Source organism: Curtobacterium sp. ODYSSEY 48 V2, assembly GCF_023712625.1.
In the GTDB taxonomy this organism is placed as follows: Bacteria; Actinomycetota; Actinomycetes; order Actinomycetales; family Microbacteriaceae; genus Curtobacterium.
In genome coordinates, this window is sequence record NZ_JAMAXX010000002.1 from 93,007 (window position 1) to 106,400 (window position 13,394).

A 13,394-nucleotide genomic window follows, 5' to 3' on the forward strand; every position below is an offset into this window, starting at 1 on the left:
ACGCCGCAATCCCGCGTCACACACCTGGCACCCCCAGGGGGAGCGTGCCTAGGGTGGCCCGGTGACAACTCCGCGCGTGTACGTCATCCACGAGAACCCCGAGTGGTTCCCGCCGTTCGCCGCTGCCTTCGCGGCAGAAGGGGTGCCGGTCGAGGAACTCCTGCTCACCGACGGCGGTGCCCTGGGCAGCATCGACCTGACCGCCGAGCCGGCTCCGGGCGTCTACTGGTCGCGGATGTCCGCGTCGAGCCACACCCGCGGCAACGAGCACAGCAAGGAGTACGCCCGCGCGCTGCTCGGCTGGCTCGAGCGCTCCGGTGCGACGGTCGTGAACGGCAGCCACGTGCTCGAGCTCGAGGTGTCGAAGGTCGCCCAGCACGGGCTCCTCCGGGACGCCGGCTTCGACGTGCCCCGCACGACCGCGGTCTTCGGGTCGGCCGCCCTCAAGGACGCCGCGCGGACCTTCACGGGAGGGCAGGACGTCCCGTTCATCACGAAGCACAACCAGGGCGGCAAGGGCCTCGGCGTCCGCCGCTTCGACACCCTCGCCGAGTTCGACGCGTACGTCGACAGCCCCGAGTTCGAGGCCCCGGTCGACGGCATCACGCTGCTCCAGGAGCTGCTGACCGCCCGCGAGCCGTTCATCACCCGCGCCGAGTTCGTCGGCGGCGAGTTCGTCTACGCGGTCCGTGTCGACACGAGCGCCGGCAGCTTCGAGCTCTGCCCGGCCGACGCGTGCGAGGTGCCCCAGGCCATCGCCGGCGCCGTCTGCGACGTGCCCGGCGCCGAGACGACCGGCACCGGGGCACCGGGCGCACCGGCCGCCTTCAGCATCCGTGCCGAGGTCACGGCCCACCACCCGCTCGTGCAGCAGCTCCGGACGTTCCTCGCCGACCAGCGCATCCAGGTCGCGGGTGTCGAGTTCATGGAGACCACGGACGGCCGCACGGTCGTCTACGACGTGAACACGAACACGAACTACAACCCCGCCGTCGAGGCGGTCGCGCCGGTCTCCGGTCCGCGCGCGATCGCGCGCTTCACCGGCGCGCTCCTCGAGCAGGCGTACGCCACGTCGGCGACCACGGCCTGAGACGACACCACCCACCGGCCTGGAGGCTCGTGGCGGGCCCGCCCCGCGCCTCCCGGCCGTCACGACACACCTGAGGAACCACTCGTGCGATTCGGATACTGGACCCCGCTCTTCGGCGGCTGGCTGCGCAACGTCGAGGACGAGGACATGCCCGTCACCTTCGACTACGTGAAGCGGCTGGCGCAGCGTGCCGAGCGGATCGGCTTCGATCTGACGCTCGTGCCGGAGCTCAACCTCAACGACATCAAGGGGACGGCCGCGCAGAGCCTCGAGGCGTGGGCGCTCGCGGCCGCGCTGGCCGCGACGACCGAGCGGCTCGAGATCATGGCCGCGATGCGTCCGGGCTACCACCTGCCGGCGGTGACGGCGAAGCAGGCCGCGACCATCGACGAGATCTCCTGTGGTCGCTTCACGTTCAACGTCGTGAGCGCGTGGTGGGCGGAGGAGGCCCGTCAATACGGCGGCATCTTCTCCGAGCACGACGACCGCTACGCGCGGACCGAGGAGTTCGTCGCGATCCTCAAGGGCCTCTGGGCCGAGACGCCGTTCTCGTTCACGGGCGAGTACTACGACGTGCAGAACACGCACCTCGAGCCGAAGCCGCGGGTCACCCCGCGCATCTACGCCGGCGGCGAGAGCGAGGCGGGCAAGAGCTCGATCACCCGCTTCGCCGACGCGTACCTGACACACGGCGGCACCGTCGACGAGCTCCGCACGAAGATCGACGAGATGAAGCGTCGCCGCGAGGACGCCGGCGCCGCGCCGTTCGAGGCATTCGGCATGGCCGCGTACGTGATCGTCCGCGAGACCGAGGAGGAGGCGCAGGCCGAGCTGGCCCGCATCACCGACGTCCGCCACGGGAAGGCGTACGAGTCGTACCAGGACTTCATCTCGAAGTCGCAGCTCGAGCACGTGCCGTCGCTCGAGGACTACTCGGTGTCGAACCGCGGTCTGCGCCCCGGGTTCGTCGGTACGCCGCAGCAGGTCGCCGACCGGATCCGCGAGTTCGAGGACGCCGGGGTCGACACGCTCCTGCTGCAGTTCTCGCCGCAGGCCGAGGAGATGGAGCGCTTCGGCGAGCAGGTCATCCCGCTCGTCCGCGCCGCCGTCCCCGCCGAGCCGGTCGCCTGATGGCGGCCGAGGACGACTGGGCGTTCGAGACGCGGCAGATCCGGGCCGGCTTCACGGCCGACCCCGGCTTCGGGGCGAACGTGCCCCCGATCGCGCAGAGCGCGGCCTTCGTGTACCCCTCGGGCGAGGACGCGGCGGCGCGCTTCATGCTCGACGCACCTGGACACACCTACACACGCGTCAACAACCCGTCTGCGGCGGCCCTGGAGCGACGCGTCGCGGACCTCGAGGGCGGGGTCGGAGCACTGGCGCTGGCGTCCGGTCAGGCGGCGACCTCGCTGGCGGTGCTCGGCGTCGCGCGGGCGGGCGCCCACGTCGTCTCGTCGGCGTCGCTCTACGGTGCGACCTACACGCTCTTCCACTCGACGCTGAGCGACCTCGGCATCTCGTTCACCTTCGTGCAGGACCCGACGGACCTCGACGAGTGGCGCGCCGCGGTCCGTCCGGAGACGCGGGCGTTCTTCGGCGAGAGCATCCCGAACCCGCGTGGCGACGTGCTCGACTTCGCGGGGGTCGCCGGTGTCGCGCACGACGCCGGGGTGCCGCTCATCGTCGACAACACCATCGCGACGCCGTACCTCGTGCGACCGATCGAGCACGGCGCGGACATCGTCGTGCACTCGGCGACGAAGTACCTCGCCGGCCACGGCAGCGCCGTCGCCGGGATCATCGTCGACGGCGGGAACTTCGACTGGGCGGCGCAGGCGGAGAAGTACCCGCAGCTCACGACGGTCGAGCAGTCCGGGTTCGCCGGGACGGCCTTCGCCGAGAAGTTCGGCCGCCGCGCGTTCATCCAGCGCACCCGGTCGAAGCTGTCCGCCGACCTCGGCCCCGCGATCGCCCCGTTCAACGCCTTCCTCGTCCTGCAGGGCATCCAGACGCTGTCGCTGCGCATGGACCGGCACGTGGCGAACGCGGCCGCGGTCGCCTCGTGGTTGGACGGACACGCGCAGGTCGAGCACGTGCACTACGCCGGGCTGCCCTCGTCGCCGTGGCACCACCTGCAGCAGCGCTACGTGCCGAAGGGGCCGTCGGCCGTGCTGGCGTTCGACCTCGCCGGTGGGGTCGCTGCCGGTCGCCGGTTCGTCGCCGCGCTCGAGCTCTTCGACCACGTGTCGAACCTGGGCGACGTCCGGTCGCTCGTCGTGCACCCCGCGTCGACGACCCACGTGCAGATGACCCCGCAGCAACGCGCGGCCGCCGGCGTCGGGGAGGGCATGATCCGCCTGTCGATCGGTCTGGAGCACGTGGACGACATCCTGGCCGACCTGGCTCGCGGGTTCGCGGCGGCGGGGACCTCGGCGTAGTCCGCGGCCCGGCGCGGGGAGGATAGGTTGGACGCATGACCTCGCTGGCCGCACCGACCCGCGTGCGGGTGCGCGCTCCCGGCAAGATCAACGTGTTCCTGTCCGTCGGCGCGCTGCAGGACGACGGCTACCACGACGTGGCGACCGCGTACCAGGCGGTGTCGCTGTACGAGGACGTCACCGCGGAAGCGGCCGACGACTTCTCCGTGCGCTTCACGGGACCGATCGACACCAGTGCGGTCCCGACCGACGACTCGAACCTGGCGATCCGCGCCGCGCGTCTCGTGGCCGAGGCCGCCGGGCACCGGGGCGGCGTCCGGCTCACCATCGACAAGCAGGTCCCCGTCGCCGGCGGGATGGGCGGGGGATCGGCCGACGCCGCGGCGACCCTGCTCGCGTGCGACACCCTCTGGGGCACCGCCCTCGGGCGGGACGAGCTGCTGCGGCTCGCGGCCCGACTCGGCGCGGACGTCCCGTTCGCCTTCGCCGGCGGCACCGCCGTGGGGACGGGTCGCGGCGACGAGCTGAGCCCGGCGCTCGCCAAGGGGGAGTTCCACTGGGTCCTCGCGCTCAGCGAGGACGGTCTCTCCACCCCTGCTGTCTACCGGGCGCTCGACGAGCACCGGGAGCGCTACCGGGCCGACATCCGCCCGGCTCCCACGACCCCCGTCGTCGAGGCGAACGTGCTCCAGGCGCTCCGTGCCGGCGACGCGGACCTGCTCGCGGACTGCCTGCACAACGACCTGCAGGCACCCGCGATGCGGCTGCAGCCGGGGCTCGCGGCGACGATCGAGGCGGGGGAGAAGGCCGGCGCGCTCGCGGGCATCGTCTCGGGGAGCGGCCCGACGGTCGCGTTCCTGGTCGCCGACCGCGATGCTGCGCTCGAGGTGCAGGTCGAGCTCAGCGCCTCCGGGCTCGTCGCGCTCCGGGCGACCGGCCCGGTGCACGGTGCCCGCGTCGTGCACTGACCACCGGACCCGCGGTGCCGACTGACCACCGGACCTACGGTGCCGTCGGGGCTCAGTCGCGGACGAACTCCGTGATGACGACCCGACCGGTCCGCCACTTCTGCTCGACGTGGAAGCCGTGCTCGGCGAGCACCTCGGTCGTCTCCGGCTGGATGTTGCGGGCCTTCGGGGTGCCGCCGACGAACCACACGGTGTCGATGTCACCGAGGCGTGCCGGGATCGTCGACGCCAGGTCGCCGTTCTCGTTCCAGAGCACGCCCGTCTCGGCGCCGTTCTTCCGGATGCCCAGGTCGGTCATCCCGGTGAACGCCCAGGGGTAGGAGACGCGGATGATCTCCGCGGTGGACGTCGGGTGCCCGTAGACGCTGCCGAAGACGACGCCCTCGTTGGCGCCGGTGTTCGCCCCACGCTCGGCGGCGATGATCGACGCGGCGTTCGCCCAGGTCGACTCCTGCTTCGACCGGGGCGTCTTGACGTCGATCGCGCTCGGGACGCTGATGACGAGGAAGACCGCGAGCAGCGCGGCGATCAGGGCCTTCCGCCGCAGGGCGGTGATCGCGAGCGCGATGAGGAGCGCGACGAACGGCATGCTCAGCGATGCGTACTTGGGGGAGTAGAGGTGCTTGCCGAGTGCCGTCGCGGCGAGCAGTGCCCCGGTCGGCAGCAGTGCCAGCGGCAGGGCGATCCGGACCGACTGTGCCCGGAGGAGCGCGCGGACGGTGGGGACGCGGCGGTGTGCGGCGACCAGGGACACGACGACACCGATGACGAGGAGCGTCCACGCGACCGCGGCGTACGAGTCGATCCCGCCGAACCACGAGGTGGCGAACACCTGGCGCGGGGTGCGCTGCGTGATGCCCGAGATCCACGCGACCTGCTTGGACTGCTCCGTGACCTCGAGCACGAGCGGCGACGCGAGGAGCGCGGCAGCTGCGGCGGCGACGACCCAGCGGACGAGGACGACACGGCCCACGAGCGGGTCACCGGCGTCCGGCCGCCGGGTCCACGTACGCGATCGGCGCTCGGCCAGCCACGTCCAGGCCAGGGCCGCCGCGTGTGCGACCACGGCGAGCGCGAGGTACACGTTGAAGCAGACGGCCAGGAGCGCGAGCAGCCCGTAGGCGACCCACCAGCGGATGCTCGACGCCCGCGTTGCCCCGGACCGGGTGCGTCGGACGGCCGTGATGCCGACGAGCGTCAGTGCGACGGCCAGGGTCGTGACGGTCGCGTAGGGGCGGCCCTCGGACCCGGCCCACTGCACGCGGGGGATCGCGAGGAACACGAGCCCGGCGACGATGCCGAGCCGACGACCACCCAGGCGGCGTCCGAGTGCGACGACGAGCCCGGCGGTGACGCCGATGGCGAGTGCGCTCGGGAAGCGGAGGGTGAACGGCGTGTACCCCACGAGCCAGAACCAGGCGTGGATGAGTGCGTAGTACAGGCCGTGCACGGCGTCCACGTTGTGGAGTTCGGCCCAGAGCTGCGGCCAGCTGCGCGTGGCGCTGGTGACCGTCGCGGCCTCGTCGTACCAGAGCGAGGGGACCCAGGCGAAGAGCGCGCCCGTGACGACGCCGAGCGCACCCACGGTGAGTTCGGGGGTCCGGACTGCTGCGACACGCAGGGCCGTGGACGCGGACCGCAGGCGGGTACGGACCGGCGCGACCCCGGCGGAGGCGGGGACGTGGATGGTGCCGGTCTGTGGTGCAGTCACGCCCGCGACGGTAGCGCGCACGGCTGGGCGCGTGCCCCGTACCGCTGTCCCCTCCGTGAGAGTTCGCCATGCCGTAGGGTCACGGACACCATGACGACACTCCGCATCCGAGACGCCGCGCGGTACCTGGGCGTCAGCGACGACACCGTCCGGCGCCTGGTCGACGCCGGCACGCTGCCCCGTTCCGAGGACCCGTCCGGCCGCACGGTGGTCGAGGGGCGGGACCTCGCCGCGTACGTCCGCGGTCGTGACGGCGGGCTCGACGACCCGTCCGGTGTCCGCAGCTCGGCGCGGAACCGCTTCGTCGGCATCGTCACCGACCTGGTCGTCGAGGGGGTGGTCGCCCAGGTGGAGCTGCAGGCCGGCCCGAACCGAGTGGTGTCCCTGATGACCGCCGAGGCCGTCCGCGACCTCGGGCTCGAGGTCGGTTCCGTCGCGGTCGCGTCCGTCAAGGCCACGATGGTCACCGTCGAGGTGCCGGAGCAGCCGGAGCGCGCACGGTGACCACGCCCGACCCCGCCGTGTCCGACCCCGCCGTGTCCGACCCCGCCGTGTCCGACCCAGCCACGCCCGACCCGGCCACGCCCGACCCCACAGCGCTCGCCGCCCGGCGGCGGAGCACCTCGCGCACGGCCGCGCTCGACGGTGCCGGGCAGGCGGCGCTCGACGCGCTCGCCGGCGCCCGGGTCCTCGTCGTCGGAGCGGGCGGGCTCGGCGCACCCGTCCTGACGTACCTGGCCGGCTCCGGGCTCGGCCGGATCACGATCGTCGACCACGACACGGTGGACACGTCGAACCTGGCGCGACAGACGCTGTTCGCTGCCGCCGACGTGGGGCGCTCGAAGGCGGCGTGCGCAGCCGACCGGGTGCGCGGCGTCGACGCCGTCGTCGAGGTCGTCGCCCTGACCGAGCGCTTCCGCCCCGAGCACGTCGTCGACCACGACGTGGTGGTCGACGCGGCGGACAGCGTCGAGGTCACCCGTGCCGTCTCCGACGCGTGCGCCGCGGCGGGCGTGCCCTTCGTCTGGGGCACCGCGCTCGGCTACGACGGACAGGTCTCCGTCTTCCACGACGCCGCCGCCGACCCGGTCGACTTCCACGACCTCCACCCCGAGGCGCTGCCGGACGAGGGCTCCTGCGCCGCGGACGGCGTGCTGCCCGCCCTGTGCGGCGCGGTGGGCGCGGTGATGGCGGCGCAGGTCACCGCCCTGGTCGCCGGGCTCGGCGAGCCGCTGCTCGGCCGGGTGCTCACGGTGGACGCCCGTCGGTGGCGCTGGACCGAGAGCGTCCTGCGTCGCGGCCCGGGATCGGTCCGTCCCGCGCCGTCGGCGGTCGCGGAGCCGCCGCGGATCGCCCCCGCCGAGCTGGCACGACGACTCGGTGACGACGGTGCGGACGACGTCGCCGGCGACCGGATCGTCCTCGTCGACGTCCGGACCGAGGCGGAGCGCGCGACCGGGGTGATCCCGGGCTCGCGGACCCCGGACGACCTCGGCGGCTCCGGGGCGGTCGACGAACTGGTCGTCGTGTGTGCGTCCGGGAAGCGCGCCACCGCCTGGGCACGACAGGTCATCGCGGACCGTCCGGCGGGGGCGCCGTCCGTCACGGTCCTCGACGGCGGGATCACCGCGTGGGGCCAGGAGGGTCACCCGATCACCTCCTGACCGCAGGTGCGGCTAGGATCGCCCCGTGAAGACGCTCCTGCGAACCTCTGTTGCGATCGCGCTCGTGGTCGCCGTCGGGACGAGCCTCGCCGCGTGCACGACCCGGCCCGCCAACGGCGGCGCGACGGGGAGCAGCGCGACGGGCACCTCGGCGAGCGGCACCGCCACGGGCAGCACGGGCCCGACCGGGTCGATCACGGTCTTCGCGGCCGCCTCGCTCCAGCGCACCTTCACGGAGCTCGGGGAGCAGTACGAGCGGCGGCACCCGGGGACCACGGTCACGTTCTCGTTCGCCGGTTCGAGCGACCTCGTCTCGCAGATCCGCAACGGCGCCCCCGCCGACGTGTTCGCCTCCGCCGACGAGGCGACCATGGCGAAGCTCGCGACGACCGACCTGGCGACGGGGTGGCCCCGCGACTTCGCGACGAACACCCTCGAGATCGCCGTCGCGCCCGGGAACCCCGAGCGCGTCGCGGACCTCCGCGACCTCACCGCGTCCGACCTGCAGGTCGTCACCTGCGCCGCCCCCGTGCCGTGCGGTGCGGCGACGGCGGAGGTCGAGCGGGCCGCGGGCGTCGAGCTCCGACCGGTGAGCGAGGAGCAGTCGGTCACCGACGTCCTCGGGAAGGTCGAGTCCGGGCAGGCCGACGCCGGGCTCGTCTACGTCACCGACGTCGAGGGCTCCGGGGGGAAGGTCGAGGGCGTCCCGTTCGCGGAGTCGTCGGAGGCCGTGAACACGTACCCGATCGGTGTCCTCAAGGATTCCGCGAACCCGGAGACCGCCGCGTCGTTCGCCGCGTTCGTCCGCTCCGACGCCGGACGCAAGGTGCTCACGGACGCCGGCTTCGGCGCACCCTGACGACGACCGCGATGCACCGGACGACCAGGACGATGACGAGCAGGACGCCCCAGCGCCACCAGCGGACCCCCGTGCCGTGGTGGCTCCCGGTCCCCGCGGTCCTCGGCGGCCTGTTCGTCGTCGTGCCCGTGGCCGCGATGGTCGGTCGGGTCGACTGGTCGTCGTTCGTCGCCCTGGTCACGGCACCCGCGTCGACCACCGCGCTCGGGCTGAGCCTCGGCACCGCGGCCGCCGCCACCGGGGCCGCGTTCGTCCTCGGCTACCCGCTGGCGGTGCTGTTCGCCCGCTCGACCTCCCGCTGGGTCGGGGTCCTCCGTGCGCTCGTCCTCCTGCCGCTCGTGCTCCCGCCCGTGGTCGGCGGTCTCGCCCTGCTCGCGGCCTTCGGGCGGCTCGGCGTGCTCGGCGCGTTCCTCGACGAGCACGGGCTCCGGATCGCCTTCACCACGACGGCGGTCGTGACGGCGCAGGTCTTCGTGTCGATGCCGTTCCTGGTGTCGTCGATCGAGGGCTCGCTCCGCACCGGCGGCGGTCGCGCCGAACGGGTCGCCGCCACGCTCGGCGCCGGACCGACCCGGACGTTCCTCACCGTCACGACGCCGCGCGTGCTCCCGGGCATCACCTCCGGCCTGGTGCTCTGCGGGGCGCGGGCGCTCGGCGAGTTCGGCGCCACCCTCACCTTCGCCGGCAGCCTGCAGGGGGTCACCCGGACGCTCCCGCTCGAGGTCTACCTGCAGCGCGAGATCGACCCGGACACCGCCGTCGCGCTCGCGCTCGTCCTCGTCGTGGTCGCCCTCGTCGTGATCGGGACGACGACGGTGCGCACCCGCCCGGTGACGACGTGACGGGCGGTGGAGCGGGGCTCGTCGCGCACGTGCTCGTGCCCGAGCGGGACGTCGACGTGCGCCTGACGATCGGCCTCGACGAGTGCGTCGCGCTGGTCGGGCCGAACGGCGCCGGCAAGTCGACCGTCGTCGAGGCCCTCGCCGGCCTCCTCCGCACGCGCGACGGCAGCGTCGTGCTCGCGGGCCGCGACCTGACGTCCGTGCCGACGCACCGCCGCCGGGTCGGCCTGGTCGCACAGCGCCCGGACTTCTTCGCCCACCGCACGGTCGTCGGCAACGTCGCCTTCGGTCCGCGTGCCACCGGGGCAGGTCGCCGGGAGGCACGGCACCGCGCCGCCACGGCCCTCGCCGCCGTCGGTGCGTCGGGTCTCGCCGACCGGTCACCGACCACGCTGTCCGGCGGGCAGGCGCAGCGTGTCGCGGTCGCCCGTGCCCTCGCGACGGAGCCCGCGCTGCTGCTGCTCGACGAGCCGACCACGGCGCTCGACGTCGACGCCCGCACCGAGGTCCGCGCGGCCCTGCGCGCCGCCCTGCGCGGCCGCCCGACCCTCCTCGTCACGCACGACCCGCTCGAGGCCGTCACGCTCGCCGACCGCGTCGTCGTGCTGGAGGACGGCCGCGTCGTCGAGGAGGGGCGCACCGAGGCCGTCCTCCGGCAACCGCGCACGCCGTTCTCGGCGTCCTTCTCCGGACTGGTGCTCGTCCCCGGGACGGCCACGCCGACCGGGATCGCGCTCGACGGCGGCGGTGAGCTGGCGTCCGCGACGCACACCGTGCCTCCCGGCCGACCCGCGGTCGCGGCCCTGCACCCGACCGCGGCGCGCGTGCGCCGTGACGGGCCGGGGCTGGCACGGACGGTGACCGCGGTGGAACCGCGTGACGGGCTGGTGCGGGTGCACGCGGGTGACCTGGTGGCCGACGTGACCGTCGCGTCGGCCGCGGCCCTCGGTCTGGAGCCGGGCGTGGCCGTGCGGGTCGCTGTCGACCCGGACGAGGTCAGCGTCGCCGCGCCCGCGTGACGGTGGCCTAGCCGCCGGCGAACGGGGGCATCACGTCGACGGTCGCGACGCCGTCGAGCGACGTCGAGCGGTCGCGCGTCGTGACCCCGTCGACGAGGTACGAGCACCGCTCCTGCAACGCCGTCCACCGGTCCGGATCTGCCGCCGTGACACCTCGCAGTGCCGCATCGAGCGTCGTCGCGGCCACCGTGGTCTCGTCCTGGCCGACGGCCGCGCGGGCCGCGGCGAAGAACCGCATCGTCGTCACCGGTCAGCCTCCGATCGCACTCATGCCGCGGGACGGGTGCACGATCCCGTCCGCGTCGTCGCCGTGGTCCCGCGGCTTCGCCCACATCGCGCGTCGCCAGGTGTCGAGCAGGACGTCGTCGTCGGCGCCGGCGCGCAGGGGGCCGAGCAGGTCGACCTCGTCGTCCGAGAACAGGCAGGAGCGCACGTGTCCCTCGGCGGTCAGGCGTGTGCGGGTGCAGTCGGCGCAGAACGACTCGGTGATGCTCGCGATCACACCGACGGTGCCGAGCGCTTCGCCGTCGAGCGTCGACACGCGGTACCGCTCGGCGGGGGCGCCGTCACGCGGCGCCTCGTCGGGCTCGAGGTGGTAGTGCTCGCCGAGCAGGGCGCGGGTCTCCTCCGCCGTGACCATGGTGGCGCCGTCCCAGGCGTGCCCGGGGTCGAGCGGCATCTGCTCGATGAAGCGCAGCTCGTGCCCGCGCTCGAGGCACCAGGCGAGCAGGTCGACGGCGAGGTGGTCGTTCACCCCGCGGAGCAGCACGGCGTTGACCTTGACCCCGAGGCCTGCGTCCGCCGCGGCGGCGATGCCCTCGAGCACGCGGTCGAGGAACGGGCGCCGGGTGACCTCGGCGAAGACGTCCGGGTCGACGGTGTCGAGCGAGACGTTGACGCGGCGCAGTCCGGCGTCCGCCAGGGCCTGCGCGCGGTTCGCCAGGCCGATCGCGTTCGTGGTGATCGACAGTTCGACGTCGTGGGCCGAGCACCGACGGACGATGTCGACGAGGTCGGCGCGCAGGAGCGGCTCACCACCGGTGAAGCGGACCTTGCGCACGCCGAGGGTGCCGGCGGCGAGGCCGACCAGACGGTCGATCTCCGCCGCCGTCATGAGTGCGTCCGACGGGATCACGGGCAGCCCCTCCGCCGGCATGCAGTACGTGCATCGGAGGTTGCAGCGCTCGGTGAGCGAGACCCGCAGGTCGACGGCGCGCCGGGCGAACCGGTCGACGAGCCCGGGGTCGTCGACGGGTCGAGGAGGGATGGCCGGCGACTCGCTGCGCACCCGGCGCAGCAGGCCGGTCGAGGGCAGGATCCGCGCCGTCATCCCCGTGATGCTACCCCGCGTCGATGCGGTCGCGGGTGCGGGGGTCCACGGACCGCCACCCACGGGGGTCGAGTCGTCGTCCCCAGCGCACCCAGTCCTCGCGCCGGGTGCGGACGAGCGTGACGACCACGATCACGAGCACCGCGGCGAGGAGCCACCACCGGAACGCGGGCGCCGAGGGCCAGACCCCGCGCAGGGCGATGGCGAGGTTCAGGGCCATCCACTCCCACCGACCCGAGAGGACCACGAAGGGGATGAGGAGCAGCGCGTACCAGGGGTACCGCGGGGTCACGGCGAGGAAGGTCACACCGATCATGAACACCTCGGCGGACCACGGCCGTGCGGGGTCCGCGAGGCGCCAGGACACCACGGCGGCCAGGAGCACCACGAGCCCGACGACGATCGTCGCCGCATCGCCCTTGATCACGGACGAGACCAGGGCGAACCGGGAGCCGTCCTCGTAGCCCTCCTCGGACAGGTAGCCGGGCAGGTACCCGAGGACCTTCACGCCGGTCGTGAGCACGTAGGGCACGTAGAGCAGCGCGAACGTGGCGATGCCGACGGGGACCGCCCACCAGTACCGCCACCGGCCGAGCAGGGGCGGGTAGACGATCGCCGGGATGAGCTTGGTGGCCGTCGCCGCACCGAGGGCGATCCCGCCCCAGATCGGCCGACCGAAGGCGACGAGCACGACGCCCGCCGTGGCGAGGGCGGCACCGACGACGTCGATGTGCGAGTTCGTGACCGCCTCGGACGCGACGAGCGGCGACCAGGCCCACAGCGCGGCCCACCAGGTCGGGCGGCCGACGCGACGGAGCACCGCGACCAGACCGATCGTGACGCCGAGGGAGACGAGGAGTCCCGCGACCTGGAACGGCATGTACTGCGCGGTCGCGGGCACGAAGGCGCGCACACCGGCGAACCACAGCTGCGCCATCGGCGGGTAGATCGTGGTCACGTCCGGCCGGTTGATGGCGACGCAGTGCCCGTCGGCTCCGTCGCCGAGCCCGCGCATCCGCGGCTCGAGCGGCTTGCAGGTGCCGTCGATCTTGTCCGGGAACAGCCAGTCCGGACGCAGGTCGGCCAGCGCGTTCGACTGCGGCGTGTGGGCGTACGGTGAAATGCCGGCGTGTTGCACGATGCCGTCCCAGGCGTACCGGGCAGAGTCGGTACTGGTGTTCGGCGGGCCGACGAGCGCCGCGATGCCGACCACGACCGCCCCACCGAGGACGATCCGGGTCGTCCACTCGCGGGGCACGAACCGCACGGCGACCACTGCTCCCGCGAAGACCGCCCAAGCGATGAGCGTCCAGGCAACGAATGGTGCACGATGACCGGCACGGAGGAACCCCAGATGCGTGATGCCGAAGGCGATGACACCCGCCAGCGCCAGCACGCCGACGACGGACAGGACGGTCGACACGACCGCGGTCGTCGGGACGGAGGCGGCGCGCGGTCGTCTGCTCATGGTTC

At 73.5% G+C, this 13,394-nt stretch carries 13 protein-coding genes; 9 read left to right on the forward strand and 4 right to left on the reverse strand.

What is annotated here, in order from left to right; genetic code table 11:
• Window positions 1-61 precede the first annotated feature (61 nt).
• The 4 genes from M3666_RS03115 to M3666_RS03130 all read left to right on the forward strand — a co-directional run bounded on the left by M3666_RS03115 (window position 62) and on the right by M3666_RS03130 (window position 4,496).
• Window positions 62-1,090, forward strand: a complete 1,029-nt coding sequence (locus tag M3666_RS03115) for an alpha-L-glutamate ligase (protein WP_251154470.1) — start codon at window positions 62-64, stop codon at window positions 1,088-1,090.
• An 84-nt stretch (window positions 1,091-1,174) separates the two neighbouring features.
• Window positions 1,175-2,221: an LLM class flavin-dependent oxidoreductase gene (locus M3666_RS03120; protein ID WP_251154471.1), complete on the forward strand. Its 1,047-nt coding sequence runs from the start codon at window positions 1,175-1,177 to the stop codon at window positions 2,219-2,221.
• On the forward strand, window positions 2,221-3,528 hold the full coding sequence (locus M3666_RS03125; RefSeq protein WP_251154472.1) for an O-acetylhomoserine aminocarboxypropyltransferase/cysteine synthase family protein: 1,308 nt from the start codon (window positions 2,221-2,223) through the stop codon (window positions 3,526-3,528). The genes M3666_RS03120 and M3666_RS03125 overlap by 1 nt, the downstream gene beginning before the upstream one ends.
• 35 nt (window positions 3,529-3,563) lie before the next feature.
• A complete protein-coding gene (locus M3666_RS03130) occupies window positions 3,564-4,496 on the forward strand; it encodes a 4-(cytidine 5'-diphospho)-2-C-methyl-D-erythritol kinase (protein ID WP_251154473.1) in 933 nt (310 codons plus the stop codon).
• Window positions 4,497-4,548: 52 nt separating this feature from the next.
• Here M3666_RS03130 and M3666_RS03135 read toward each other — a convergent pair whose 3' ends face one another.
• Window positions 4,549-6,207, reverse strand: a complete 1,659-nt coding sequence (locus M3666_RS03135) for a glycosyltransferase family 39 protein (protein WP_251154474.1) — start codon at window positions 6,205-6,207, stop codon at window positions 4,549-4,551.
• Between the two features lie 90 nt (window positions 6,208-6,297).
• Between M3666_RS03135 and M3666_RS03140 the strand changes: the two genes are divergently transcribed.
• Genes M3666_RS03140 through M3666_RS03160 form a run of 5 tightly spaced genes read left to right on the forward strand, consistent with a single transcriptional unit; the run spans window position 6,298 to window position 10,591 of the window.
• The gene (locus M3666_RS03140) at window positions 6,298-6,711 is read left to right on the forward strand and encodes a molybdopterin-binding protein (RefSeq protein WP_251154475.1); all 414 of its coding nucleotides are present in this window, start codon (window positions 6,298-6,300) and stop codon (window positions 6,709-6,711) included.
• Window positions 6,708-7,871 carry a ThiF family adenylyltransferase gene (locus M3666_RS16995; protein WP_251154476.1) on the forward strand — a complete coding sequence of 388 codons (1,164 nt, stop codon included), beginning with the start codon at window positions 6,708-6,710 and terminating at the stop codon, window positions 7,869-7,871. The genes M3666_RS03140 and M3666_RS16995 overlap by 4 nt, the downstream gene beginning before the upstream one ends.
• Window positions 7,872-7,896: 25 nt before the next feature.
• On the forward strand, window positions 7,897-8,730 hold the full coding sequence (gene modA, locus M3666_RS03150) for a molybdate ABC transporter substrate-binding protein (RefSeq protein WP_251154477.1): 834 nt from the start codon (window positions 7,897-7,899) through the stop codon (window positions 8,728-8,730).
• 32 nt (window positions 8,731-8,762) lie between these two features.
• Window positions 8,763-9,572 carry an ABC transporter permease gene (locus tag M3666_RS03155; protein ID WP_251154478.1) on the forward strand — a complete coding sequence of 270 codons (810 nt, stop codon included), beginning with the start codon at window positions 8,763-8,765 and terminating at the stop codon, window positions 9,570-9,572.
• Complete coding sequence (locus M3666_RS03160; RefSeq protein ID WP_251154479.1) at window positions 9,569-10,591, forward strand: ABC transporter ATP-binding protein; 1,023 nt, start codon at window positions 9,569-9,571, stop codon at window positions 10,589-10,591. Before M3666_RS03155 ends, M3666_RS03160 begins: the two co-directional genes overlap by 4 nt.
• A gap of 7 nt (window positions 10,592-10,598) precedes the next feature.
• On the opposite strand, the gene M3666_RS03165 is transcribed toward M3666_RS03160, so the two are convergent.
• Genes M3666_RS03165 through M3666_RS03175 form a run of 3 tightly spaced genes read right to left on the reverse strand, consistent with a single transcriptional unit; the run spans window position 10,599 to window position 13,389 of the window.
• Window positions 10,599-10,829: a MoaD/ThiS family protein gene (locus M3666_RS03165; protein ID WP_245172441.1), complete on the reverse strand. Its 231-nt coding sequence runs from the start codon at window positions 10,827-10,829 to the stop codon at window positions 10,599-10,601.
• A gap of 12 nt (window positions 10,830-10,841) precedes the next feature.
• A complete protein-coding gene (gene moaA, locus M3666_RS03170) occupies window positions 10,842-11,921 on the reverse strand; it encodes a GTP 3',8-cyclase MoaA (RefSeq protein WP_251154480.1) in 1,080 nt (359 codons plus the stop codon).
• A gap of 10 nt (window positions 11,922-11,931) precedes the next feature.
• The gene (locus M3666_RS03175) at window positions 11,932-13,389 is read right to left on the reverse strand and encodes a glycosyltransferase family 87 protein (protein ID WP_251154481.1); all 1,458 of its coding nucleotides are present in this window, start codon (window positions 13,387-13,389) and stop codon (window positions 11,932-11,934) included.
• Window positions 13,390-13,394: the final 5 nt, after the last annotated feature.